Genomic DNA, 23,911 nt, shown 5'->3' with positions numbered 1-23,911 from the left:
CGGGGCCTACTGCATGGTGAACCTTCGGGCCACAGCATCGCCCAATCGCAGGGACCGGAAGAACGAAGCCAGGACCAGGTTGCGGGCCTGCATCACCACTGCCGGCAGCGGGCGGCCAAGAGCCATGTTCAGCTGAGCCTGCGCGGAGGCGATCTGCGCTGCCCGGCGCCGGCGGCGGGTGAACTGCCCGAGTTCACTGCTGATGTCCTCTCCGCGCAGTCCGGCGGACAGCAGCGGTGCCAGCTCCGCGGCGTCGAGCCAGCCCAAGGTCATGCCCTGCCCGCCGATTGGACTGATTTCATGCGCTGCGTCACCGATCAGCACTGTGCGGCCGTGCACCAGGTCCCGCACCAGGGTGGTGTTGACGGAGAACGCGCTGAGCATCGAATGTCCCGCGGCATCGATGTCCCGCCCGGTGCGCTCCCGGACCAGGCGTGCCAGGTCCTTGGCATCGGCATCCGCCTGGAGCGTGCGCGTATGCACAACCCAGCGCCGTTTGCCGCCCGGCAGCGGAAACGACTCCACGATGCCCTGTGGCTCCAGGTACAGCACACCGACGGGACCGTCACCGGTCGTGTCCGGGAAATCGCCCATCAGGTAGGAATCCTTCAGCCGCCGGGCCCGGGCAGTGGCACCCAGCATGGTCCGCACCGCCGACCGGGCGCCGTCCGCAGCGACTACCCAGGAGGCTCGGAGCCGTACCGGTGCGCCGCCGGTTCTCCCCTCCAGGGTGACGCCGGCGCCGTCGTCCTGCAGAGAGGTGACGGTCCAGCCGCGCCGCAGCGCCTCCGGGTCCAGGGCGCGGAGCCTGTTCTCCAGGGCATGTTCCGTACGTTCCTGCGGCAGCGCCAGGACGTAGGGGTACCGGGTGGAGGTCTTGCTGAAACGCAGGGAGACGAGGTCCCGCTCCCGGGACCGCGCCGCGCCGTGCCGGATCTGGACGCCCTCCCGGGTCAGCTGCTCCGTAACGCCGGTGCCTTCGAGCGCCGCCAGACCGGGAGGATGGATGCCGATGGCCCGGGAATGGCTGCTCCGCGCGATCCGGCGTTCCAGGACCTGGACGCTGGCACCTGATTGCAGCAGCAGGATGGCCAGCGCCAGGCCCACGGGACCGCCGCCGACAATGGCGACGTCCACGTCGGCTACAGGAGGAATCGCGTTCACCGGTGGGCCCGGTAGAGGAGCAGGTTTTGCCAGGGATGCTGCCGGCGGGTTTCCCACCCGGCGGGAGCTGCGGCAGCCAGCTCCGCCGCGGTGTAGCTGCGGCGGATGGAGGTCAGGCCGTCGGCACGGATGAAGGAACCGTGGAAAAACGGCAGTGTGCCGGCGGAAAACAGCCCGTAGGCCCAGGGACTGCGCTCAATATCGCTGTGCAGGACAAGGGTGCGGGCCAGCTTCTCGGAATCCGCCAGCAGCCCCTGGAACGCATCCGGGTCCAGGTGATGCAGCACGTGGTTGGAGATCACCACATCGAAGACTCTCCCCTCAGCTACCAGGTCGGAGCTGAACACCGGACGGAACACCAGGCCCGGAAGCGGCCTCCGGGAAGCCGCGTACTTGTGCGCCCGCGGATCCGGGTCGATGCCGGTGACCTGCACGTCAAGCCCGTCACGCCGGGCCCACCGGGCCAGTGACCGCGCCAGGTCCCCGCCCCCTGATCCGACGTCCAGGATGGTTCCCCCTCCTTGCGGCGCCAGCGCCGGGCGCACGTAGCGGCGGTAGTTCCGGCGCCATCCGGAGACGACGGCGTTGATCAGCGGGAACTGTGCATAGGTGCGTTCCAGCCGCACCGGGTCACAGTTCGGGCTGTCCATCTGCTCGGCCACATCCAATGCGCGGGTACTCAGGTCCGGCGGAAGGAACGGAGGAGCGTCAGGGCTCACCACGCTCACCGGCGCTACCCGACGGCGGCCGGGACGGGTTCTGCCGATGCTGCCTGCGCCGAGGCTGCCTGGGCCGTACCGGCAACGCGGGTGAACAGTCCGGTTTCGACGGTCAGCCCGGGGCCGAAGGCCATGGAGCAGATCCGCTCGTTGCCTCCGTTGAAGGGTTGATCCAGGATGTGCTTGAGCACGAACATCACGGTGGCCGAGCTCATGTTGCCGAAGGTCCGCAGTGTCTCGCGGGCGGGAACCAGTTGTTCCTCGGTGAGTTCCAGCTTGGCTTCCACCTTGTCCAGGATGCTGCGGCCGCCGGGATGGATGGCCCAGTGTTCAATCTCGTTGTAGGCCCGCCCCGCCAGTGACGGATCATGGCCCAGCAGTGGTTCCAGGGCACCGACGATGTGGTCGTCAATGATGTGCGGAACATAGGTGCCCAGGACCATCTCAAAGCCGTGGTCACCGATGTTCCACGCCATGGACTCCTCGCCCACGGGGGTCAGGGTGGTCTCGAAGTGGTCCAGCACGATCGCCGGGTTTTCACCCGGGAGCTCCCGTGCGGTGACAACTGCGGCCGCGGCACCGTCGGCGAACAGCGAGGAGCCCATGATGATGTCCGGGTCGTTGGAGGAGCGCACGTGCAGCGAACAGAGCTCGGTGCTGACAACCAGTACGACGGCGTCGGGATCCGCTTCGCAGAAGGACTTGGCTGCGCGCAGGGCGGGGAATGCGGCATAACATCCCATGAACCCCAGATGGTAGCGCTGCACCGAAGGATTCAGGCCCAGGGCGCGGACCAGTTTGTAGTCCGGACCCGGGTTGAAGAACCCGGTGCAGGAGACGGTGACTACGTGGGTGACGTCTTCGGGGGAGATGCCGGGGCAGTTCTCCACAGCCTTGCTGCCTGCCTCGATGAACAGCTTGGTGGCTTCCGTGGCGAAGATGTCGTTGCGGGTCTTGGTGCTGGGCATCAGCAGGAGACCGGTTTTCGGATCAAAGAATTGTGGATTTTCCGCCGTGGAAGCAAGCGTCAGCTCCTCCAAAGCGGTCCGGCGGGTCTCAATCGCGGCCGAGTTGAAGCAGGTGTTGACTAACCGTGTGCCGAGCCTTGTCAGCCCTGGCTGGGCGGCGAAGACATCGCGGACCTGATCCTGGACCAGGACCGTTGGCGGGACAGCAGTTTCTAGGGATCTGAGCGTAACTGGCATCCTCCATTGTTAGGGGAACTACCTTCAGGACACAATGGTCCGGCGTGGCCGGACCATTGTCGGCGCCCTGTTCCCGGCCCGGAAGGTTTCCGTCCTGGAAGCCACCCACCTGAGGGCACTGTGCATTTGTGCAGATACGCCATGCGGTATTGGCGATTGAGTGGTCCAGTGGAAGGCACCATACTCATCCTTACTCCGCCGGGACGGACCCGGGCCCGGCGGCGGCCTGCTGGCCGAGTGTCAACGAGGACACCAAAGGAGACGACTGGATGAGCACTGATAATCGACCAAGGGGTGGCCGTACCAAGGCACCCGTCCCCGAAGGGCTGCGTAAGGTCGTAGTCGCTTCCATGGCCGGCACGGTGGTGGAGTGGTACGAATTCTTCCTGTACGCGGCGGCGTCGACCCTGGTCTTCGCCCGGCTGTTCTTTCCGAATGCCGAGACGGAACTGGACGGCATCATTGCGGCCTTCGTGACCTACGCCGTCGGCTTCGTTGCCCGTCCGGTCGGCGGAATCGTGTTCGGCCACTTCGGCGACAAGTTCGGCCGCAAGAAGCTGCTGCAGCTCAGCATCATCCTGGTGGGCGTCTCCACTTTCCTGATGGGATGCCTGCCCGGCTTCGACTCCATCGGCTACTGGGCTCCGGCCATGCTGGTGGCCCTGCGGTTCATCCAGGGCTTCGCAGTCGGCGGCGAGTGGGGCGGAGCAGTGCTCCTGGTCGCGGAGCACAGCCCGAACAAGTCCAGGGGTTTCTGGTCCAGCTGGCCGCAGTCCGCGGTTCCGATGGGCAACCTCCTGGCGACCGGTGTCCTGTTCCTGCTCTCGGCCACCCTGTCGGATGACGCCTTCCTCAGCTGGGGCTGGCGGGTGGCTTTCTGGCTGTCGGCAGTGATCGTGCTGGTTGGCTACTACATCCGGACCAAGGTCTCTGATGCGCCGATCTTCCTCGAAGCGCAGAAAGAGGTGGAGCAGGAAGCCAAGGGCTACGGCGTCCTGGAGGTCTTCAAGCGCTACCCGCGCGGCGTCTTCACCGCCATGGGCCTGCGCTTTGCCGAGAACATTCTTTACTACCTGGTGGTCACCTTCTCCATCACCTACCTTCGGACCGTGGTGGAAACGGACACGTCCCGGATCCTGTTGCTGCTGCTGATCGCGCACTTCATCCACTTCTGTGCCGTGCCGGTGGCCGGCCGGATGTCAGATGCCCTGGGTCGGCGTCCGGTGTATCTGGCCGGAGCGGTCCTTGGTGCAACCTGGGGCTTCTTCGCCTTCCCGATGATGGATACTGCGAACGATTTCATGATCCTCGCCGCGGTGACGATCGGCCTGCTTTTCCACGCCTTGATGTACGCCGGACAGCCCTCGATCATGGCGGAAATGTTCCCGACCCGGATGCGGTACTCCGGTGTCTCGCTGGGCTACCAGGTCACCTCCATTGTGGCCGGTTCCCTGGCACCGATCATCGCGACGTCGCTGCTGGCGAGCTATGGCTCGTCCACTCCCGTGGCGCTGTACCTGCTGGGTGCGTGCATCGTTACGGCAATCTCCGTGCTGCTGCTGCGGGAGACCAACGGCATTTCCCTGCACGACGTCGATGCAGCGGATGCGCAGGGCACTGCCGACCTGCTCGCGGCGTCGAAGGCACAAGAGGAGCGGGGCACACGCCAGGACAGCTAGTCCCGCAGCCGGCCGGAAGCCGCTGTCCGTCAGGAAGCCAACAGGTCCTGGCGGGCAGCGGCTTCTGCCTGGATGGCTGCAACCACGGCCTGGACACGGGGTGAGCGCAGGGCCTCCGGGCGGGCAACAGCCCAGATGGGCAGCCGGCGTTCGAATTCCGTGGCCAGCACGGGTTCGAATCCCTCCCGTCCGGCCACCATGAAGTTCGGCAGCAGGCCAATCCCGGCTTCACGGCGCACTGCTTCCACCTGCGCGAAGATACTCGTGGCCTGGAATGTCGAGCGGGGGTCGGGGAGCCCGGTGGACCGGTGGCCCAGCTCTTCCACCAGGAGCGCTGATTCAACGTAGGAGACAAAGCCGTGCCCGGACAGCTCCTCGGCCGTCTGCGGTATCCCGTGGCGCTGGAGATAGCCCGGGGCGGCGTAGAGCCGCAGCACGTAGTGGCCCAGCGGGATCGACTGCGCCGTGCTGACGTCGGTATGCCCCACGACCACCTCAAGGTCCACCCCGGAGCGGTTCTGGCTCACCTTGCGGGTAGCGGAGAACATCTCGACGCTGATGCGCGGATGCTCAGCCTGCAGGCGGACCAGGGCGGGGGTGACGAACTCCGCTCCAAACCCGTCAACGGTGCTGATCCGCACCAGGCCTGCCAGGGGATCGGCATCCCGTGCGAGCGTGCAGCGCAGGTTGCCGAGGCTCTCTTCAATCGCTTCGGCAGCCCGGACGGCCTCGGCCCCCAGCGCCGTCAGCTCCCAGCCGCGCGGGGTACGCGAGAGGGTGCGGCCGCCAAGCTGCTTCTCCAACGCGACAATCCGGCGCGAAATGGTGGTGTGGGTGGTGCCCAGGGTCTCGGCGACCGCGTTGAAGCGTCCCAGCCTGGCGACAGTGAGAAGGATGAGCAGGTCATCGGGACTGGGCAGGCGGCGATCAGTTTCCACGACCGTGTTCCTTTTCCTTGTGGCTGAGCCGGACGCCGCTGCCATCCGGTTCACTTCCCGGGAGGAAACTGCACCGGTGTGCACGGCTGCACATGCGGTCTGTGCATTCTGGCCTTGAACGCACCCTAGCAGGGTGCGAGTCTGGTTCCGCGGCGGACGCGCAGCCCCCTCTCAGCAACAGCAGGACCTAAGCAAAGGAGCTTAACCATGGCAGAAGTGGGATGGATCGGACTGGGAAACATGGGCGGGCCGATGGCCGCGAACCTGGTCAAGGCCGGTCATAACGTACGCGGTTTCGATCTTAGTCCGCGGGCTGTCGCGGCAGCCGAAGCAGCCGGAGTGCAGGCCGTGGCCAGCATCGCCGAAGCGGTGGCCGGCGCCGACGTCGTTTTCACCATGCTCCCCAAGGGTGAGCACTCCCGTGCCGTGTACCTGGAACCGGACGGGATCCTGGCCCACGCCTCAATGGACACGCTGCTCATCGATTCCTCGACGATTGACATTGAATCCGCGCAGGCGCTGCATGATGCAGCGGCGGCGGAGCGGTTCCGGTTCGTGGATGCCCCGGTCTCCGGCGGCATGAGCGGAGCGCAGGCCGGCACCCTGACGTTCATGGTGGGCGGCGCCGAAGATGCCGTTGCCGATGCCACGGCGTACATCGAGCCGATGGCCGGCAACGTGATCCCTACCGGCGGTCCCACCACGGGACAGGCCGCGAAGATCTGCAACAACCTCATGCTGTTCATCAACCTGGCGGCCACCGCGGAAGGAGCGGTACTGGCCGACCGGCTGGGACTGGATAAGCAGGTGTTCTGGGACATCGCCTCGGTCTCTTCCGGAGACAGCTGGGCGCTCCGCACCTGGTACCCGGTTCCGGGTGTCGTCGAAACGGCGGCGTCGAACAATGATTTCGAACCGACCTTCACCACGGAACTGGCGAACAAGGACATCAACCTCGCCATCGCCGCGGCCCGGGACACCGGGACTCCGCTGGAAATCGGTGAGCATGTCCAGCAGCTGTTTGCCCGCCTGATCGACGCCGGGCAAGCCGGCAAGGACTGCTCCATGATCGTGAAACTCGTGGACGGCTCCCTGCAGGGTGCTGCGACACCTGCCCAGGTCCCCGCGCCGTAGCGGCGCCCAACGAATCGAGAACCCATGCAGCGCATACCGCACATCATCAACGGCAAACAGGTCCCGGAAGCCGAGCGCTACGGGCCGGTCTTCAACCCGGCGACCGGAGTCCAGGAAAAAGAGGTGGCCTTGGCCTCTGTCTCCCGGGTGGAGGAGGCCATCCAGGCGGCACGCGAGGCCCTGCCGGCCTGGCGTGCCACGTCCCTGGCCCGGCGCACCAACATCTTCTTCAAGGTCCGCGAACTGCTCACCGAACGCAAGGGCGAACTCGCGGCCATCCTGACCAGCGAGCACGGGAAGGTCCTCTCCGACGCCGAGGGCGAGATCACCCGAGGGCTGGAGAACATCGAGTTCGCGACAGCCCTGTCCCAGACGCTGAAGGGGGAGCGTTCGGAGCAGGTGGCCTCCGGCGTCGACGTCCATTCCATCCGCCAGCCGGTTGGCGTAGTTGCCTGCATTACCCCGTTCAACTTCCCGGCCATGGTGCCGCTGTGGATGATTGGCAGCGCCCTGGCCTGCGGCAACACCGTCCTGCTGAAGCCCAGCGAAAAGGACCCCTCGGCCTCGGTGTTCATCGCGGGGCTCTTCGCCGAGGCGGGGCTGCCGGACGGCGTGCTGAACGTCGTGCATGGAGACAAGGAAGCCGTGGACGTTCTCCTGGAGCACCCGGAGGTGAAGGCCGTCAGCTTTGTCGGGTCGACGCCGATTGCCCGCACGATTTACCGGCGCGCGGCTGAACACGGCAAACGCGTCCAGGCCCTGGGCGGCGCGAAGAACCATATGGTGGTCCTGCCCGACGCCGACCTGGACATGGCTGCCGACGCTGCCGTCTCCGCAGCCTACGGATCGGCTGGGGAGCGGTGCATGGCTGTCAGTGTCCTGGTGGCCGTGGGCAGCATCGCCGATGATCTGGTCGAAGCCGTGCGCTCGCGGATGGTGGGCCTGGTGATTGGCCCCGGCACGGATCCCTCCTCCCAGATGGGTCCGCTGATCACCGCCGAGCACCGGGACAAGGTGGCGTCCTACGTTGCCGGTGCCGCCGAGGAAGGCGCCACCGTGGTGGTGGATGGCCGGGAAACCCAGTTCGACGGCGACGGGTTCTTCCTGGGCGTCAGCCTGCTGGACCATGTAAAGCCGGGCATGAAGGCCTACGACGACGAGATTTTCGGGCCCGTGCTCTCCGTTGTCCGCGTTCCGACCTACAACGACGCCGTGCAGTTGGTGAACGAGAACCAGTACGGCAACGGGACGGCGATCTTCACCCGCGACGGCGGGGCGGCCCGGGCCTTCGAGTTCGATGTGGAAGCCGGCATGGTGGGCGTCAACGTTCCGATTCCCGTGCCGGTGGGGTCCTTCTCCTTCGGCGGCTGGAAGGACTCGCTGTTCGGCGACACCCACATGTACGGACCGGATTCGATCCGCTTCTACACCCGCGGCAAGGTGGTCACCACACGCTGGCCGGACCCGGCGACGTCGGAAATCGACCTGGGTTTCCCGCAGGTGCTGTAGCGGCCTAGGCCCGCCGGATTTGGGGCAGCAGCCGGGCTTGGCCCAGCTGCTGCCCCAGCAGGATCCAGCCCAGGATGCCCTGGACAGCAATGCCCGCGAGGAGAAGCACCAACGCTCCGGCAGCTGCATTTCCGGCGCCGTCGGGAGGGGCCAGCCACAGCCAGCCTGCCAGTCCGGCATGGAGGCCGGCGGCGGCCAGCAGCGCGCCGGCCCGAAGCGGAAAGCCGTGCCGCACCGGTCCGGTTCCCAGCACCGCAGCGGTGAACAGGCAGCCTGTCGCCGCCAGATAGGCGGTGACCAGCCAATGGACGGGCATCGACTGCTGCATCGCCGTGAACAGACCGGTATGGAACATCGCCCACATGCCGCCGGCAACCAGCACGGTGGCGGTCACCGGATGTGTCAGGAACCGGGCTGCCGGCCCAGTGGCCAGGCGGCGGAGCCGGGCCGCCGGAACCTCGTCGAGCGTTTTCAGGGCAAGTCCCACCGGACGTGAAAGCACCAGCAGCAACGGTCCGGCCATGCCGGCCAGGACGTGGGACAGGCTCAGGGCCGTGAGGTCCTCGTGGGCCCATCCCGCGAGCGGTTCCAGCACCGTGAGCAGTACTGTCAGCACCCCGGCGAGGAAACTCACCAGCCGCCAGGCCGGCCAGTGCCCGGACCTCTGCGAGCCGGCACCCGCCCAATACGCGGCGACAGCGGCCACGGCGGGTATCAGGAAAAGGGACTCTGCCGGGAAGTCACCGTGGTTATGCATGCGCTGCTGCCCGGCGGTTCGGTGGACAGGGGGAACGCACTGCCTGGGAACGCACGGTCTGGGACGGCGTCATGCTTTCGAACGTAACACCGCGCCCGTCCCCGATGAACCCTCCGAGCCTAACCCGCACGTTGACAGATCCCGATCCCCGGCGAGGATAGAAGGCATGTGGACGGGCACGCTGGAATTCGACCTGCTGCTTGACGATGTGCATTCACTGAAGCAGAAGCGGTCGCTGGTGCGCCCGCTCATTGCTGAACTGCAGCGCAAATTTGCCGTTTCCGCTGCGGAGACCGGCCAGCTGGACCTTCACCGGCGCGCAGAAGTAGGGATCGGCATCGTCGCTGCGGACCGCGCACATGTTGTCGAAGTCCTGGACAGCGCAGAACGGTTGGTGGCCTACCGCCCGGAACTGCAGCTGCTCAGCACCCGGCGACGGGTGCTGAGCAGCGAGGATGAGTAGGGCCTAGTAGGCCTTGACCCGCTGCTCCACGATCAGGTGGATCAGTGCGAACTTCTTCTCTTCATCAATGGCCTTCAGTGCTGCCTCGACCGCCGCGGGCACGTCGGCGTCGTTCTCCACACGGACGCCGAACCCGCCGAAAGCCTGCGCCATCAGCGCGAAGTCCGGGTTCTTCAGCTGCGTGCCGGAGATCCGGTTGGGGTAGTGGCGTTCCTGGTGGGTACGAATGGTGCCGTATTCCTGGTTGTCCATCACGACCACCAGGGGAGTGGCACCGTACTGCGCGGCTGTGGCCAGTTCCTGCCCGTTCATCATGAACTCACCGTCGCCGGCGATGGTGACCACGCGGCGGCCCGGGTGCGCCAGGGAGGCGGCGATGGCTGAAGGCACCGAGTAGCCCATGGACCCGTTGCGGGCACTGAGCATCGAAGCGTAACGGCGGGTGGGGAAGTACCGGTGCGCCCAGTTGGTGTGCTCGCCGGCGCCCAGGGTGATCATGGCGTCCTCAGGAAGGGTCGGCACCAGGTTGGCCATCAGGGTGTCCATCCGGGCCTGGCCGGCGGACGGCTCGGCCGGGGGAAGGGCCGCGAACTTCTCCTGTTCCCCGCGCATGCGGGAGGTCCAGGCCTTCCATTCGTCCTTCACAGGAAGGTCCATCATCACCAGGTCCCGCACGAAGACGTCCGGCTTGGCAACAATCTGGTAGGAAACCGGGCCGGAGCGGCCGCGCAGGGAGGGATCAATGGTGACCAGGAAGTTCTTCTTCTCCCAGTCCTGGCGAACCACAAAACCGTCAGTGATCACATCGCCGGGCACGGTGCCCACAAAGACCAGCAGATCGGTCTCTTCCAGCAGGTCGTAGGTCGGCTTGGGCCGGCCATAGCCGATCGGACCAACGTAGGACGGCGAGTCGAAGGAGATGGTTCCTTCGCAGCGCCATTCGGCGGCGGCAGGAAGGTGATGCTCTTCAAGCCAGCGGGTGAGGGTGTCGGCTCCCTCCTGGGTCCAGTCGTTGCCGCCGGTCACGAACAGCGGCTTGTCCGCGTCCTTGAGTGCAGCCTGCAGGGCTTTCCAGTCCGTGACGGTCATGCCGCCGGGGGCTACCGGAATGGGCGGGTGCAGCGCGGCGGAAACTTCCTTGCGGATGATGTCTTCAGGCAGGCCGACGACGACGGGGCCCGGGCGGCCGCTCATGGCGGCGAAGAAAGCCTCAGCCACGATTTCCGATGCGCGCTCCGGGTGGTCCAGCACCATCACACGCTTGGCGCCGGTATCAAACCACGCTTTGATGTCGAATTCCTGGAAGGCTTCGCGGTCCCGGTGCTCGAAGGGGATGAGTCCGACGAAGAGCACCATGGGGGTGGAGTCCTGCCACGCGGTGTGGAGTCCCACGTGGGCGTTCGCGGCGCCGGGGCCGCGGGTCACCATGGCGATGCCGGGGAGCTGGTTCATCTTGCCGTCAGCTTCGGCCATGTAAGCGGCACCGCCCTCGTGGCGGCACACTACGGTTTCGATCTCGCTGTTGTGCAGACCGTCCAGGACATCGAGGAAGCTTTCTCCGGGAACCACATAGGTGCGCTGAACGCCGTGGGCAATAAGGGAGTCGACAATGACGTGGCCGGCGGTCTTCACCTCCGCCCGTTCGGCGGGGGGAGAGGATACCGGTGCAATCTGAGTCATCTTCGACCTTTCTTCCTTGAAACGTTGAGATGCCCTCCCCGGCCGGCACTGGGCCGGGACGGCGCATCCCTATGTTCTACCCCATTCCCCGGCAGGTTCGGCAGATCATGAGCCAATGTGAAGGCTTTCCTTCCGGCGCCGCAGTCCCTTCCGGTGGCCGCCCGCGTCAACCATGCGGAACAATGGGGCGGGTGAGTTCTCCAGCCGCCCCGCAGCCAGTGTCCACCACCCGTTCCTCCGCCCCTGCCACGAGCGCCGACGAACGTCTCTATGCCCAGATTGCCGCCGAGCTCGGTGTGGCCGCGTGGCAGGTGCGTGCCGCCGTCGAACTCCTGGACAGCGGATCGACTGTGCCTTTCATTGCCCGCTACCGCAAGGAAGCCACCGGCACGCTGGATGACACCCAGCTCCGCGAACTCGACGAACGCCTGCGCTACCTGCGCGAACTGGCGGACCGGCGCCGGGCGATCCTGGACGCTGTCGAGGGCCAGGGCAAGCTCACGCCCGAGCTGCGTGCGGCGATCGAGGCTGCGGACACGAAGTCCCGGCTGGAAGACATTTACCTGCCCTATAAGACAAAGCGGCGGACCAAAGCACAGATTGCCCGTGAGGCGGGACTGGAGCCCTTGGCCGAGGCGCTGCTGGCCAATCCATCCCTGGACCCGGAGAAGGAGGCCGGACGCTACGTCGGAGAGGGCGTTCCGGACGCTGCCGAAGCGCTCACCGGTGCCCGCGCGATCCTGATCGAACGTGCAGGGCAGGACGCAGAACTGCTGACGACTGCCCGGGAAAAACTCTGGAAGCAGGGGCGCCTGCGCTCGCAGGTCCGGGCTGGAAAAGAAGCAGAAGGGCAGAAGTACGCGGACTACTTCGACTTCTCCCAGGCGCCGTCGGGGATGCCGTCACACCGGGTACTGGCACTGCTGCGCGCGGAGAACGAAGGGATCCTGGAACTGGGCCTGTCGGAAGCGGATCCGGGGGATACGCAGGCCCTGGCCCAGGCACGGCAGCGGTTCGAGAACACTGTCGCAGCCCGGCTCGGAGTAGCAGCCCGGGGACGGCCGGCTGATGCCTGGCTCCAGCAGACCGTGCAGCTGGCCTGGCGGCGGATTCTGGCGAAGCTTTCCGTGGACCTGCGTGTCCGGTTGTTCCAAGAGGCAGAAACCGAAGCCGTCCGGGTCTTCGCTGCCAACCTCCGTGACGTCCTGCTCGCGGCCCCGGCCGGCAACCGGGCCACCCTGGGGTTGGACCCGGGACTGCGCACCGGTGTGAAGGTAGCGGTGGTCGACGGCACCGGCAAAGTTGTCGCCACGGACACGGTCTACCCGCATGCACCGGCCCGTAAGTGGGATGAGGCATTGGTCCGGTTGGGCAACCTGGTTCGGAAACACGGGGTGGACCTCGTGGCGATCGGCAATGGAACGGCATCCCGCGAAACCGACAAGCTGGCCGCGGAGCTAATGCGGCTGGTTCCGGAGGCGAAGCTGCAGAAACTCGTGGTCTCCGAAGCCGGAGCCTCCGTGTATTCGGCTTCCGCGCTGGCTGCAGCCGAACTGCCGGGCATGGATGTTTCCCTCCGCGGAGCCGTCTCCATCGCCCGGCGGCTGCAGGACCCGCTGGCCGAGCTGGTCAAGATCGATCCGAAGTCCATCGGCGTGGGCCAGTACCAGCACGACGTCACAGCGGCGAAGCTGGACCGCTCGCTGGACGCAGTCGTGGAGGACTGCGTGAACGCCGTCGGAGTGGATGTAAACACGGCCTCCCCGGCGCTGCTCAGCCGGGTTGCCGGCGTCGGACCGCTGCTGAGCGAAAATATCGTGGTCTACCGCAACGCCAACGGGCCGTTCGCCCGGCGCCGGGACCTGTTGACGGCCCCGCGCCTGGGCGCCAAGGCGTTTGAACAGTGCGCAGGGTTCCTGCGCATCACCGGAGGAAGCGATCCGCTGGACGCTTCCAGCGTGCACCCGGAATCGTACGGGATTGCCCGCAGGATCCTCTCCGCGGCCAACGCAGAGATGACTCCCGCCGGTGCGGACCTGAACGGGCTGGACCCGGCGGCGTTCGTGGATGAGAACACCGGCCTGCCGACTGTCATGGACATCATGGCCGAACTGCGCAAGCCCGGACGTGATCCGCGCCCGGCGTTCAAGACCGCTGCCTTCTCCGAGGGCATCGAAAAGATCGCTGACCTGCGGCCCGGCATGGTGCTCGACGGCGTGGTCACCAACGTGGCGGCCTTCGGCGCCTTTGTGGATATCGGCGTGCACCAGGACGGACTCGTGCACATCTCGGCAATGTCCTCCACGTTCATTTCGGACCCGCGTGAGGTCGTGAAGTCCGGCCAGGTGGTGAAGGTGAAGGTGATGGAGGCTGATCCCGACCGGAAGCGGATTTCGCTGACTCTCCGGCTCGAGGACGACCCGGCCTCCGGCACCCGTAAGGAAACCGGGCGTCCCGCAGGGGCGGGACGCCGGGCCCCCGCGTCCAAAGCTCAGCCAGCCAAAGCCGGCCGCCCGCCGCGACGGGAAACGGCCGCCCCGCAGCCGGAAGGGCCGATGGCTGAGGCGCTGCGCCGGGCTGGTCTGGCCTAACGCGGGGCTCAGCCCGTGAGGCTCAGTGCCGGCAGCGCAGCGCCGGTGGCCTAGCCGTCAGCTGAGGTCGGTTCCTCGAGTGCGTCTTCGGGACGGCGCTGATCCTGTTCCGCTTCGTCCGCTCCGCCGGAATGGGCAGCCGGGACGGTACCCGCGGCATGTGTTCCCTGTTCTTCGCGGATGTTCCCGGCGGGCTGCTCCGTTTCTCCGGGAGTGCGCGGTGCCCCGGTGGGCTCGGGTTGCGGAGCGCTGGGGCCCAGGGGATCCTCGGCGTCGTTGGCGGGTCCGGTCGGTTCAGTAGTCACAGGATGTCCTTTCGGGTCGTTTAGTTGGCCGGCTGCTGTTTCAGCAGGCTGTCCTGCAGGTTCTCCAACAGGTCCCTCGGGCTGGCGTAAACCTCTTTGGCGCCCGCCTCAAGGAGCTCAGCTTCGCTGGTTCCGCCGCAGGTGAGTCCGATCGTCGGGATTCCCAGTTTCGCGGCAGATCGGACGTCCCAGACGGAGTCGCCCACAAATACGGTCTCCTGGGCCTGCAGCCCGGCGGAGTCCAGCGCTGCCTGGAGGATGTCCGGAGCGGGCTTGCTCTGCTCGGCATCGGAGGAACTGGTAGCGCTGCTGATGGCGTCGTCCGCATCGATCGCGGCGCGCAATGCGTCCAGGTCCGCGGCGGAGGCAGAAGATGCCAGGACGACGGCGAGTCCGTCGGAGGCGACTGAGCGCAGCAGCTCTGCCGCGCCGTCGAACGCCCGGAGGGAGGGCCAGGACGCGGAGAAGATCGCACCGTGGCTGGAATCGAGTTTTTCCTCGTCCTCCGCGGACGGCTCACCGTCCAGCAGGTGGCTGACGAGTTTGTCACCGCCCATTCCAATGGCCCGGTGGATGGCCGCCATGGGAATGTCGTAGTCCAGCTGGCGGAAAGCCTGCCACCAGGCCACGGTATGGAGGTAGTTCGAATCAACCAGCGTGCCGTCCACGTCGAAAAGCACGCCGCGCAGGGCCTGGGTTGTCTCCGGCATTCAGTTCCCCTTCGGTTGGGTGATGGTTGCCGTTGAGTCTAGCGAGGATGATTCGGCCGTGCCCGGCGGGCCAAGGAAAGCCAGCAGCTGCGACTCAAGCACGGATGCGTTGCGCATTTCGCATTCCCAGACCACCAGGGCTTCCCAGCCGGCAGCGTTCAAGGCCTGGAGGGCGGCGGCGTCCCGGGCGACTGTCCTGGCCCGTTTCGCGGCCCAGAACTCCGGATTCGTTGCCGGCGCGTGCGTCCCGGCGGGACAGGAATGGGTATGCCAGAAGCACCCGTTGACGAAGATGACCTTGCGCCTGCCCGCGAATACCAGGTCCGGTTTTCCCGGCAGGCTTCCCCCGCGCGTGGCTCCGTGCAGCCTGAACCGGTATCCGGCGTGGTGGAGCAGGCGCCGGATCAGCAGTTCGGGTTTGGTGTTCTTGGAGCGGATGCGGGACATGTTCCGGCTGCGCTGTTCCGGAGAGACCGTATCTGCCATGCCGCCAGTCTAGGATGCCCGCCGGCTTTCCTGCCCCCGGGCTCTGCTAAAGGCCGGGAACTCCTAGCCATCACGTTCCGGCGGGCATAGCTTTGGCTGTAGTGATGCCGGCGAGAGGACAGCGGTTCAATGGCCCACATCAGGATTTTGGCGACCGGAGGAACCATCGCCTCGAGATCCGGACAGGACGGAGCGTCCTCCGCGGAACGTGCCGAGAAACTGGCGGCCGGGCTCTCCGGTCGACACAGCTACTCGACGCAGGACGTCACCAACGCCAACAGCTACCAGCTGCGACTGGGGGACATTCGGTTGATCGCGGAGGCGGTCCACGCTGCGGTCGCGGACGATGGCGTGGACGGCGTCGTCGTCACGCACGGCACGGACACCATGGAAGAGACAGCCTTCCTGCTGGACCTTGTGCACGAATCGCCCAAACCCGTGGTCTTTACCGGCGCCCAACGGCCCGCGGACAGCAAGGTGGCAGACGGTCCCGGCAACCTTGAGGACGCCGTCACGGCAGCAGCGGCTCCCCGGTTGCGGGGCTGCGGGGTCCTGATCTGCTTTGCGGGGCAGATTCTTGCCGCACGCGGAACCCGGAAGCTGCACACCTTGGCGGAGAGCCCCTTCGGCGGAGGTGTTCCGGTGGCGCATTTTGTGGCGGGAACGCTGCACGTCACAGCCCTGCCGGTCCGGCAGGCGCCCCTCCCGCTTCCGGGCGAAGACTTTGACAATGCCCGGGTTGAGATCATCGAGTGCGCCCTGGGAACCACGCCGGAGCTGTTTTCCTACGCCGTGCGCTCCGGAGCCAACGCCGTCGTACTGGCCGGGACCGGCACAGGAAACGCCGGAGCCGGTTTCACCGAAGCAGTCCAGGACGCAGTACACGCCGGATGCCCGGTGATTTTGTGCAGCCGGGTGCCGGCGGGAGGTGTTGTTCCCGCCTACGGTGCCGGCGGGGGAGTGAGCCTGGTCCGGGCCGGTGCCATCCCGGGCGGAGACCTGGGTCCGTCCCAGGCGCGAATGCTCGCGGCCTTGCTGACCTCCCTGCCCGCTACCCAGGACGAAATCCTGCAGGCGCTCACCACGGGGGCATCCCGCGGAGGTCAAGGCGGAGGGTAAAAGATCTCGATCACGCATCGGCGGCCAAAGTTGTCCGGGAGGGGGTACGAAAACTCGTCAGCCGACTTACCATTAATCGCACTGAAGGTACCCCTTACAAGGAGGTAAGAGATGTCGGGCTACTTCAAGCTGGTGGACGCCCACGACGGCGCATTCCGGATCAAGCTCATTTCCGGTGACGGAGCACTGATGGCAGTCTCCGCAATGTTTCCTACGAAGGAAGCTGCTGCGGCGGGGATTGAGCAGCTGCGTGAGATTGCCGGAACCGGGCCAGTGGTGGACCACAGCAAGGATGCCGACGTTATAGCTGACGCGAACAGGAACAGCGGTACGGCGAAAGCTTCGTAGGTTCGCCGCTGATTTAGTGCTTTCGGGCCTTTCGTCCCCGGCGCCCCACACGCCGGGAACGGAAGGCTTTTACTCTTTAACCTTGCAGGTCATGTGCCCTGCGGGTCCTCGTCTTCACCTTCGGCCGGCTGCTGCGGCCTTTCCTGTCCGGCTCCCGGATCGACGTTCGTGTCACCTTCCGCCGGGCTCTCGTTATGGGTGCGTTCCTCATCGTGCGGATTCGTGCTCATGAGTTCCTCCATCCTCGGTAAAGCGCGTCCGGTGGTGGCGGCAGCTTCCCGTCAATGCCGGCGCTGGCCGGATGGCCGATGTGTTCCAGTCTAGGAATCGCCGGGCGCTTGCGACAGGCCCTCAGGGGAGCGCAGCCCGTCCCGGGGCTGTCGCACGCGCCCGGCCCGCCCCTAGGCAGGAGAGCGTACCTGCCGGTAGCGTTTGCCGGATGCAGCCAAAAGACGCAGATGTCATTGTGGTGGGGGCCGGGCTGGCGGGCCTGGTAGCGACGGCCGAACTGGTGGACGCAGGACGCTCCGTGCTCCTCGTGGAGCAGGAAGGCGAACAGAGCCTGGGCGGCCAAGCCTGGTGGTCCTTCGGCGGGCTGTTCCTGGTGGACTCGCCCGAACAGCGACGGCTCCGGGTCAAGGATTCCGTGGAACTGGCCTGGCAGGACTGGCTGGGGACGGCCGGCTTCGACCGCGAGGAGGACTACTGGCCGCGGCGCTGGGCGGAGGCGTACGTGAACTTCGCGGCGGGAGAGAAGCGTTCCTGGCTGCATCAGATGGGCCACCGTTTCTTCCCGGTAGTGGGCTGGGCTGAGCGCGGCGGCTACGGCGCCACGGGCCCCGGCAACTCCGTGCCCAGGTTCCACATCGCCTGGGGGACCGGCCCCGGCGTCACCGCACCGTTTGAGGCCAAGGTGCGCGACGGCGTCGCCCGCGGCCTGGTCCGCCTTGCCTGCGACCACCGGATGGAGTCCCTCGTCACCAGCGCCGGCACGGTGGCCGGTATCCGCGGCAGCATCCTGGAACGGACGACGACGCCGCGCGGCCGTCTGGCCTCCCGCGGTGTGGTGGGGGAGTTCGAGTTTTCGGCGGGCGCCGTCGTCGTGACGACCGGCGGCATTGGGGGCGACCACGGCCTGGTGCGGGATGCCTGGCCGGCGCGGCTCGGGATGCCACCCGCGACGATGCTCAGCGGTGTGCCCCAGCATGTTGACGGGCGGGGAATCCAAGCCGCTCAAGGTGCCGGCGGGCGGGTCATCAATCCGGACCGGATGTGGCATTACGTGGAAGGCATCAAGAATTGGAATCCGGTGTGGCCCAACCACGGTATCCGGATCCTGCCGGGCCCGTCCTCCCTCTGGCTTGACGCTGCGGGAAACCGGCTGCCCGGTCCGCTGTACCCGGGTTTCGACACCCTGGGGACGCTGGAGCATCTGCGCAGCACCGGTTTCGACTACAGCTGGTTTGTGCTGAACAAAGCCATCATCCGCAAGGAATTCGCGCTCTCGGGGTCGGAGCAGAACCCGGACCTGACCGGCAAGTCTGTCCGCGACGTCCTCAAGCGGGCCACCGCGGGCGTGCCCGGTCCGGTCCAGAAGTTCCTGGACCATGGGGAAGACTTCATCACCGCCACCAGCGTGCCGGACCTGGTGGCCGCCATGAACACCCTCGCCAAGTCCGCCACCGACGGACGGGCGCCGGTGCTTTCCGCCGAGTCGGTCCTGGCGGAACTGCAGGCCCGGGACCGGGAGATCGCCAACCCCTTCAGCAAGGATGCGCAGGTGACCGCGATCCGCGGCGCGCGCACCTATCTGGGGGACCGGCTGATCCGCACTGCCACTCCGCGGCCCATCCTGGACCCCAAAGACGGGCCGCTGATCGCAGTGCGGCTCTCCGTCCTCACCCGCAAGACCCTGGGCGGTCTCGAAACAGACCTGGACAGTCAGGTGCTGGGCGCCAACGGTGCACCTGTTCCGGGCCTGTTTGCCGCCGGCGAAGCTGCCGGCTTCGGCGGCGGGGGGATGCATGGGTACCGCTCCCTCGAGGGTACGTTCCTGGGCGGGTGCCTCTTCAGCGGGCGTGCCGCCGGGCGGGCGGCCGCGGGCTGAGAACCGCGGCGCAAGGAACCGTTAAACGGAACCGGGGCCGGGGCCGCAGCTGCGGAACCGGCCCCGGTGTTCTGCGTTCAAGTTGGGACTATGCCCCCGGGTTGAACTTCTTGAACTGCCGGTAAGCCTTCGAAGCGTTGAAGAACTCCGTGGAGGGCTTCATCCACAGCAGGATGACCGCGGCAACGGGCAGCAGCACACCGAGGATGGTGGTCACGGCTACCAATCCGCCCGCGCCGGCACCGGTGAGGTTGATCAGGCCGAGCACGGCGAAAACGGTCGCTACGATGCGCGCCCAGTTGTGGCCCTTGCGGATGAATAGTGCTACCAGGAGCGAGATCGCGATGCTGATGACGGCGAAGAAGATGGTGGTCACGATTGTGATCGAGATGATGGCGTCCAGATCCGACTGGGTGATGCCGGTACCGAGGACCTGGTCCTGGTAATCGGTGGAGTTCAGCCACGCAAGGCCAACCGGAATGCTAATGACGGACAGTGCCGCAGCGGCAATCAGGAGCCAGAAGCCCAGGTCTACCTGCTTGGGGCGAACCGGTGCCGGCGGCGCTGCCGGTGTCTGGCCGCTTGAGTACGCGTTGTAGCTGTAGTTGTTTGCCGGAGGCATTTGCTCGGACATTTTTCCCCTCAGAATGTTCTGCGATGCGGGTGCGTGCCGATGGCTGCTGGGACCGCCGGCGGCGTAGGACAGAAGACAGCATAGTTATCATCCGTCACTTCTGCCTCCCCACTACGGGTGAATTTCCGCGAAATCATCCCAGTAGGGGTTATTTCAACCTGCTCCGGAAGGACTAGTTCAGTGTTGCCAGCGCCGGGTAGGAAGTCTGCGCGCCGGGTCCGGCCGCGGCCAGGGCGGCGGCACGGGATGCGAACGCCGCGGCCTCGGCGAGGGTGCTGCCGCGGGCCAGGCGCGCGGCCACGCCTGCAGTGAAGGCATCGCCGCAGCCGGTGGTATCCACGGCATCCACGGGCGTCGCCGGGATCGCCTGCACGGCAGGATCGGAGGACGGATCCAGGACTACCGAACCGCCGGCTCCGAGGGTGACCACGGCGCGGCCGATGCCGCGTGCGGCCAGGGACTGGGTTACCGCGGTCCAGTCGGCTGCAGGATCGGCGATACCGCTGAGCTGGCCCGCCTCATGGACATTCACCAGCAGGACGTCGGTCAGGGCAAGCAGCTTCCGCGGAACGTCCTGGTAGGGGGAGAGGTTCAGCAGAACCTGCGCTCCGGCTGCATGAGCGCTCTCAGCTGCGCCCAGGACCGTTTCGAGCGGCACTTCCAGGCTGAGGCACAGCACCGCAGCGTCGGTGAAGAGGGACACAGGCAGATCACTTCCCCGGAGGGTCCCGTTGGCTCCGGGAGAGACGATGATGGTGTTCTCGCCGGCAGCATCGACCACGATCATGGCCGTCCCGGTAGCGGTCCCTTCCCGGCGGACAACTGCCGAGGTGTCCACTCCGGCGCCGGCAGCCGCTTCCAGCAGCAGGTCGCCGTGACCATCGGCACCAACCGCGCCGCAGAGCACGACGTCGGCACCCAGGATCGCCGCGGCAGCCGCTTGGTTGGCGCTTTTGCCGCCGGGAACGATCACCAGTTCCGAACCGGCGAGGGTTTCACCGGGCTGGGGGAACCGTTTGGTGCGTACCGTCAGGTCGGCATTGAGCGAGCCGACCACCACAACCTTGTGCCCGCTCACGCCTGGACCTCCCCGATTCGTTCGAGGGCGTCGACCACCAGGTCCCAGAACCGTTCGTGGTCAAGGTCCATGGCCACCGACGTCGTGCAGCCAGCGGGTGCCGGCGCCCGGAAATCGGCCACCGTCATGCCGAGGGTCTTGGTGCCGGTCAGTTCGACATCGAGCGGAACCCGGCGGGTGGTCATGACCTTGGGGTCAATCACCAGGGCCACGGCACAGGGATCGTGCACGGGAGGAGCGTCAAAGCCCTGCGCGTCGCGGTAGGACGTGCGGAAGAATTCGAGCAGTTCTCCGACGAACGTGGCCGGAGCGGTGCCGACTGCTGCAATCCGCTGCACGACGTCGTCGGTCGCGAGAGCCTGGTGCGTCAGGTCCAGCCCAACCATCGTCAGGGGCCACTTCTCATGGAAGACAATGTGGGCGGCTTCGGGGTCGATGATGATGTTGAACTCTGCCACAGCCGACCAGTTGCCGGTGTGGTAGCCGCCGCCCATCAGCACGACCTCCTTCACCCGCTCGGCGATCCGCGGTTCCTTGCGGACTGCCAAGGCAATGTTGGTGAGCGCGCCGGTGGGCACCAGGGTGACGGTTCCGGGCTCGTGGGACATCACCGTGTCGATGATCAGGTCCACTGCATGCCGGGAATCGAGCTCGATGGCCGGCTCGGGAAGGACCGGCCCGTCCAGCCCCGATTCTCCGTGGATGTCCGGTGCGGTTTCCACCGTGCGGACCAGCGGACGGGCGCAGCCGGCAGCGAACGGCACATCGGTGATGCCGGCGACGCGGGCCACGGAAAGCGCATTATGCGTGACCTTCTCCAAGGTCTGGTTGCCCATCACCGTGGTCACGGCCAGGAGTTCGATCTCCGGGTTTCCGTGCGCCAGCAGGAGGGCAATGGCATCGTCGTGGCCGGGATCGCAGTCCAGGATGATCTTTTGCGGCATAGCTAGTGGTGCTCATGTCTTTCGGTGCGGGGCGCCTCAATGGGCACCGGGTCTGCCCTCAATCATAGGGAACTGCGCTGCGGTCAGCGTGTGGCGAGCCGGTGCAGCAAGCCGAGCCGGACCGAGGGCCATTCGCTGTCCAGGACAGAGAAGACGACGACGTCGCGCCGGGAACCGTCCACCCACAGTTCGTTGCTGCGCAGCACTCCGTCCTGTTTGGCTCCCAGCCGGGCGATGGCGGCCCGGGACGCGTGGTTGTGCCAGTGCGTCCGGAACTCCACCGCGATGCAGTCGAGTTCTTCAAAGGCCCGTCTGAGCAGCAGGTATTTGGTCTCGGCATTGATGGAGGTCCGCTGTGCACTTTCGGCAAGCCAGGTGGAACCGATCTCCAGCCGGCGGTGCTCGGCCTTGATGTTCATGTACGTGGTCATGCCGCAGAGCTTGCCGGTGTCCAGCCGGCGGATCGCCCACGGTGCCATGGTTCCGGCTGCCTGGTGCGCCAGCCGCGCCTGGACCTCCGCGGCCATGCCCACCGGAGCGGGGATCCGGGTGTACCAAAGCTTCCAGAGTTCCCCGTCTTCGACCGCCTCAATCAGGCCGGGAACGTGGGCCTCCTCCAGCGGTTCAAGCCGTACGGTGTGGCCTTGCAGAGTAACGGGCGTGGAGAAGCTCATGGGCACATCCTAGGGTCCCTGCAGTCCGCGCCTAAAGCTCGACGGCGGCGAGCAGCGGATATGTGGGGGCAGCGGACCCTCCTTCGGGCTCAGCGGTCAGTGCAGCGCCGCCGGCAGATGCCAGGTCACCGGTCAGCCACGTCCGCACGGTTCCGCCGGAGAACCGCACGTCCGGCAGTGCGGTGCCGTCTTCGAGCAGCCACAGCTGATACTCCTGGCCCTCTCCGGGGTCCGGGAGGGCGGCCGAGATAAAGAGTGCACGGCCCTGTTCCCGGGAGTACACCAGGGTTGCTGGCTGGCCGTTGACGTCGAGGGTGCGGGCGGTAACGTCCGGTGCTGCGAGCAGCTGGTTCTCCCGGTCCTGTTCCTGATCCGCGGCCTGTTGCTGCTCCTGGCGTTCCTGCTGGGCTCCGAGGCTCCAGCCGGCGAAGGCGATCCCCGGGACAAGGACGGCTGCCGCAGCAGCGGCAAGCAGCCGCCTGTTCCGGCGGCGCCGCCGCTCGTCGAGCGATGCAACCCCGGCGGCATGCTCGTCCCGGCTGGGCGCCGCGGGAGCATCAGCGGGTGCCTGACCAGTTACATCCTCCGGCGCTTTCCCTGAAGCGGGAACATCTCCGGGCCGGGTGCCGTGGATGGCGGCCAGGACGGAAGTGCGCAGCGCGGGAGGCGGCGCGGAAGCCGTGGCCGCCGCCAGCTGCGCACCGGCGTCGGCATAGCCTGCCACCTCTTCCCGGCACCGCGGGCACCGCAGGAGGTGTCCTTCAAAGTTGGTGCGTTCCGCGGGTTCCAAAGCGTCCACTGCATACAGGGCAGCCAGCTCATGGGGGTCGCCGGTACCGGCGCCGTCTTCGTCGTACGCGTGTTTCATGGCTGTCCCCCCAATGCGCTCCGCAGGCTGCTCAAGCCGTCCCGGATCCTGGCCTTGGCGGTGCCCAAAGGTATATCAAGGTGCCGGGCGACCTCTTGGTATGTGCATCCCTGATAGTAGGCCAGTCCGACTGCTTCACGTTGAAGCGGCGTCAAGGAGGTCAGTCCGGCACGAACCTCTGTCACGTCCATCGCCTCCTCCACTTCCTGCCAGGTCTGGTCCGGCGAGATGGCCGTGCGGCGGCGCTCGTAGGCCTCTTCCCGGTCCCGTTCCCGAACCACCTGGCGAATCCTGTCCACGGAACGACGGTGCGCAAACGTGCAGAGCCAGCCCAGCACGGTGCCGCGGTCCGGCGCGTAGCTCGGAGACTGCTGCCAGGCCATGAGGTAGGCCTCCTGGGTGACCTCGGCAGCGAGCTCCGGGGAACGGGTCACCCGAAGTGCCAAGCCGTACACCGTGGCGGAGGTCGCGTCATACAGTGCAGCGAAGGCGGCCTCGTCTCCGCCGCTGCTGCGCTGCACCAGAGCTGCCAGTCCGGCGGGATCGGCGGGGCCTTGGGATTGCCTTTGGCCGGTATCCGGATCAGTCATCGGCTCCCACTGGGCATCCCTTCGGCGGCTCCCCGGCGAGGGGGCGGGTGTTCTCGGGATGTACTCTGCCACAACTCTCTCCAGCATGCTTGGTATTCGTCGCGGACTCGTCGGCGGATGCCATGGATGGCAAAAGTTTCTTGGCCCACCACCCATCCGGCGGCCGATCGGCTCCGAATCCCTTGTGTACCCGCACCACCGTGCGAACC

General features: G+C 66.6%; 24 protein-coding genes. 8 read left to right on the top strand and 16 right to left on the bottom strand.

Annotated elements, in window-relative coordinates; genetic code table 11:
• Positions 1 to 6 precede the first annotated feature (6 nt).
• Genes TVB01_RS10700 through TVB01_RS10690 form a run of 3 tightly spaced genes read right to left on the bottom strand, consistent with a single transcriptional unit; the run spans position 7 to position 3,088 of the window.
• On the bottom strand, positions 7 to 1,164 hold the full coding sequence (locus TVB01_RS10700; protein ID WP_422455883.1) for an FAD-dependent oxidoreductase: 1,158 nt from the start codon (positions 1,162 to 1,164) through the stop codon (positions 7 to 9).
• Positions 1,161 to 1,892 carry a class I SAM-dependent methyltransferase gene (locus TVB01_RS10695; RefSeq protein ID WP_422455882.1) on the bottom strand — a complete coding sequence of 244 codons (732 nt, stop codon included), beginning with the start codon at positions 1,890 to 1,892 and terminating at the stop codon, positions 1,161 to 1,163. Before TVB01_RS10695 ends, TVB01_RS10700 begins: the two co-directional genes overlap by 4 nt.
• Positions 1,893 to 1,897: 5 nt before the next feature.
• On the bottom strand, positions 1,898 to 3,088 hold the full coding sequence (locus tag TVB01_RS10690; protein ID WP_422455881.1) for a type III polyketide synthase: 1,191 nt from the start codon (positions 3,086 to 3,088) through the stop codon (positions 1,898 to 1,900).
• A 269-nt stretch (positions 3,089 to 3,357) separates the two neighbouring features.
• Between TVB01_RS10690 and TVB01_RS10685 the strand changes: the two genes are divergently transcribed.
• Complete coding sequence (locus TVB01_RS10685; RefSeq protein WP_422455880.1) at positions 3,358 to 4,767, top strand: MFS transporter; 1,410 nt, start codon at positions 3,358 to 3,360, stop codon at positions 4,765 to 4,767.
• Between the two features lie 29 nt (positions 4,768 to 4,796).
• On the opposite strand, the gene TVB01_RS10680 is transcribed toward TVB01_RS10685, so the two are convergent.
• The gene (locus TVB01_RS10680) at positions 4,797 to 5,705 is read right to left on the bottom strand and encodes a LysR family transcriptional regulator (protein WP_422455879.1); all 909 of its coding nucleotides are present in this window, start codon (positions 5,703 to 5,705) and stop codon (positions 4,797 to 4,799) included.
• A gap of 141 nt (positions 5,706 to 5,846) precedes the next feature.
• Here TVB01_RS10680 and mmsB point away from each other — a divergent pair, with 141 nt between their 5' ends.
• Together mmsB and TVB01_RS10670 are read left to right on the top strand one after the other, a co-directional pair.
• Positions 5,847 to 6,839, top strand: coding sequence for a 3-hydroxyisobutyrate dehydrogenase (gene mmsB / locus TVB01_RS10675; protein WP_422455895.1), 993 nt, complete (start codon positions 5,847 to 5,849; stop codon positions 6,837 to 6,839).
• Between the two features lie 24 nt (positions 6,840 to 6,863).
• The gene (locus TVB01_RS10670; RefSeq protein ID WP_422455878.1) at positions 6,864 to 8,348 is read left to right on the top strand and encodes a CoA-acylating methylmalonate-semialdehyde dehydrogenase; all 1,485 of its coding nucleotides are present in this window, start codon (positions 6,864 to 6,866) and stop codon (positions 8,346 to 8,348) included.
• A 4-nt stretch (positions 8,349 to 8,352) separates the two neighbouring features.
• On the opposite strand, the gene TVB01_RS10665 is transcribed toward TVB01_RS10670, so the two are convergent.
• The gene (locus TVB01_RS10665) at positions 8,353 to 9,105 is read right to left on the bottom strand and encodes a cytochrome c oxidase assembly protein (protein ID WP_422455877.1); all 753 of its coding nucleotides are present in this window, start codon (positions 9,103 to 9,105) and stop codon (positions 8,353 to 8,355) included.
• A gap of 166 nt (positions 9,106 to 9,271) precedes the next feature.
• Here TVB01_RS10665 and TVB01_RS10660 point away from each other — a divergent pair, with 166 nt between their 5' ends.
• Positions 9,272 to 9,568: a DUF503 domain-containing protein gene (locus TVB01_RS10660; RefSeq protein WP_422455876.1), complete on the top strand. Its 297-nt coding sequence runs from the start codon at positions 9,272 to 9,274 to the stop codon at positions 9,566 to 9,568.
• 3 nt (positions 9,569 to 9,571) lie between these two features.
• On the opposite strand, the gene TVB01_RS10655 is transcribed toward TVB01_RS10660, so the two are convergent.
• Entirely contained in the window at positions 9,572 to 11,248 is a 1,677-nt protein-coding gene (locus TVB01_RS10655; protein WP_422455875.1) for a thiamine pyrophosphate-dependent enzyme, read from the bottom strand.
• A gap of 182 nt (positions 11,249 to 11,430) precedes the next feature.
• Between TVB01_RS10655 and TVB01_RS10650 the strand changes: the two genes are divergently transcribed.
• Positions 11,431 to 13,839, top strand: coding sequence for a Tex-like N-terminal domain-containing protein (locus tag TVB01_RS10650; RefSeq protein WP_422455874.1), 2,409 nt, complete (start codon positions 11,431 to 11,433; stop codon positions 13,837 to 13,839).
• 50 nt (positions 13,840 to 13,889) lie between these two features.
• Here TVB01_RS10650 and TVB01_RS10645 read toward each other — a convergent pair whose 3' ends face one another.
• From TVB01_RS10645 to TVB01_RS10635, 3 genes are read right to left on the bottom strand one after another with little or no spacing between them, the layout of a single operon-like run.
• Positions 13,890 to 14,144: a hypothetical protein gene (locus TVB01_RS10645; protein WP_422455873.1), complete on the bottom strand. Its 255-nt coding sequence runs from the start codon at positions 14,142 to 14,144 to the stop codon at positions 13,890 to 13,892.
• Positions 14,145 to 14,164: 20 nt separating this feature from the next.
• Positions 14,165 to 14,854, bottom strand: coding sequence for an HAD family hydrolase (locus TVB01_RS10640; protein WP_422455872.1), 690 nt, complete (start codon positions 14,852 to 14,854; stop codon positions 14,165 to 14,167).
• Positions 14,855 to 15,340: a very short patch repair endonuclease gene (locus TVB01_RS10635; protein ID WP_422455870.1), complete on the bottom strand. Its 486-nt coding sequence runs from the start codon at positions 15,338 to 15,340 to the stop codon at positions 14,855 to 14,857.
• 129 nt (positions 15,341 to 15,469) lie between these two features.
• Between TVB01_RS10635 and TVB01_RS10630 the strand changes: the two genes are divergently transcribed.
• Entirely contained in the window at positions 15,470 to 16,459 is a 990-nt protein-coding gene (locus TVB01_RS10630) for an asparaginase (RefSeq protein WP_422455869.1), read from the top strand.
• Positions 16,460 to 16,570: 111 nt separating this feature from the next.
• Entirely contained in the window at positions 16,571 to 16,807 is a 237-nt protein-coding gene (locus tag TVB01_RS10625) for a YegP family protein (RefSeq protein ID WP_227897607.1), read from the top strand.
• Between the two features lie 89 nt (positions 16,808 to 16,896).
• On the opposite strand, the gene TVB01_RS10620 is transcribed toward TVB01_RS10625, so the two are convergent.
• A complete protein-coding gene (locus TVB01_RS10620) occupies positions 16,897 to 17,037 on the bottom strand; it encodes a hypothetical protein (RefSeq protein ID WP_422455868.1) in 141 nt (46 codons plus the stop codon).
• A 209-nt stretch (positions 17,038 to 17,246) separates the two neighbouring features.
• On the opposite strand from TVB01_RS10620, the gene TVB01_RS10615 reads away from it, so the two are divergent.
• Positions 17,247 to 18,914: an FAD-binding dehydrogenase gene (locus tag TVB01_RS10615; protein WP_422455867.1), complete on the top strand. Its 1,668-nt coding sequence runs from the start codon at positions 17,247 to 17,249 to the stop codon at positions 18,912 to 18,914.
• A gap of 88 nt (positions 18,915 to 19,002) precedes the next feature.
• Here TVB01_RS10615 and TVB01_RS10610 read toward each other — a convergent pair whose 3' ends face one another.
• The 6 genes from TVB01_RS10610 to TVB01_RS10585 form a co-directional block, all read right to left on the bottom strand.
• On the bottom strand, positions 19,003 to 19,536 hold the full coding sequence (locus TVB01_RS10610; RefSeq protein WP_422455866.1) for a hypothetical protein: 534 nt from the start codon (positions 19,534 to 19,536) through the stop codon (positions 19,003 to 19,005).
• Positions 19,537 to 19,720: 184 nt separating this feature from the next.
• Complete coding sequence (locus TVB01_RS10605; RefSeq protein WP_422455865.1) at positions 19,721 to 20,626, bottom strand: ribokinase; 906 nt, start codon at positions 20,624 to 20,626, stop codon at positions 19,721 to 19,723.
• Complete coding sequence (locus tag TVB01_RS10600) at positions 20,623 to 21,570, bottom strand: nucleoside hydrolase (protein ID WP_422455864.1); 948 nt, start codon at positions 21,568 to 21,570, stop codon at positions 20,623 to 20,625. The genes TVB01_RS10605 and TVB01_RS10600 overlap by 4 nt, the downstream gene beginning before the upstream one ends.
• A gap of 83 nt (positions 21,571 to 21,653) precedes the next feature.
• Positions 21,654 to 22,244, bottom strand: a complete 591-nt coding sequence (locus TVB01_RS10595) for a GNAT family N-acetyltransferase (RefSeq protein WP_422455863.1) — start codon at positions 22,242 to 22,244, stop codon at positions 21,654 to 21,656.
• 31 nt (positions 22,245 to 22,275) lie between these two features.
• A complete protein-coding gene (locus TVB01_RS10590) occupies positions 22,276 to 23,112 on the bottom strand; it encodes an anti-sigma factor domain-containing protein (protein WP_422455862.1) in 837 nt (278 codons plus the stop codon).
• Complete coding sequence (locus tag TVB01_RS10585; protein ID WP_422455861.1) at positions 23,109 to 23,702, bottom strand: sigma-70 family RNA polymerase sigma factor; 594 nt, start codon at positions 23,700 to 23,702, stop codon at positions 23,109 to 23,111. The genes TVB01_RS10590 and TVB01_RS10585 overlap by 4 nt, the downstream gene beginning before the upstream one ends.
• Positions 23,703 to 23,911: the final 209 nt, after the last annotated feature.

This window comes from Arthrobacter sp. 7Tela_A1, from assembly GCF_049311065.1.
Taxonomy (GTDB): Bacteria; Actinomycetota; Actinomycetes; order Actinomycetales; family Micrococcaceae; genus Arthrobacter_B.
This window is presented reverse-complemented; position numbering and strand designations above follow the sequence as displayed.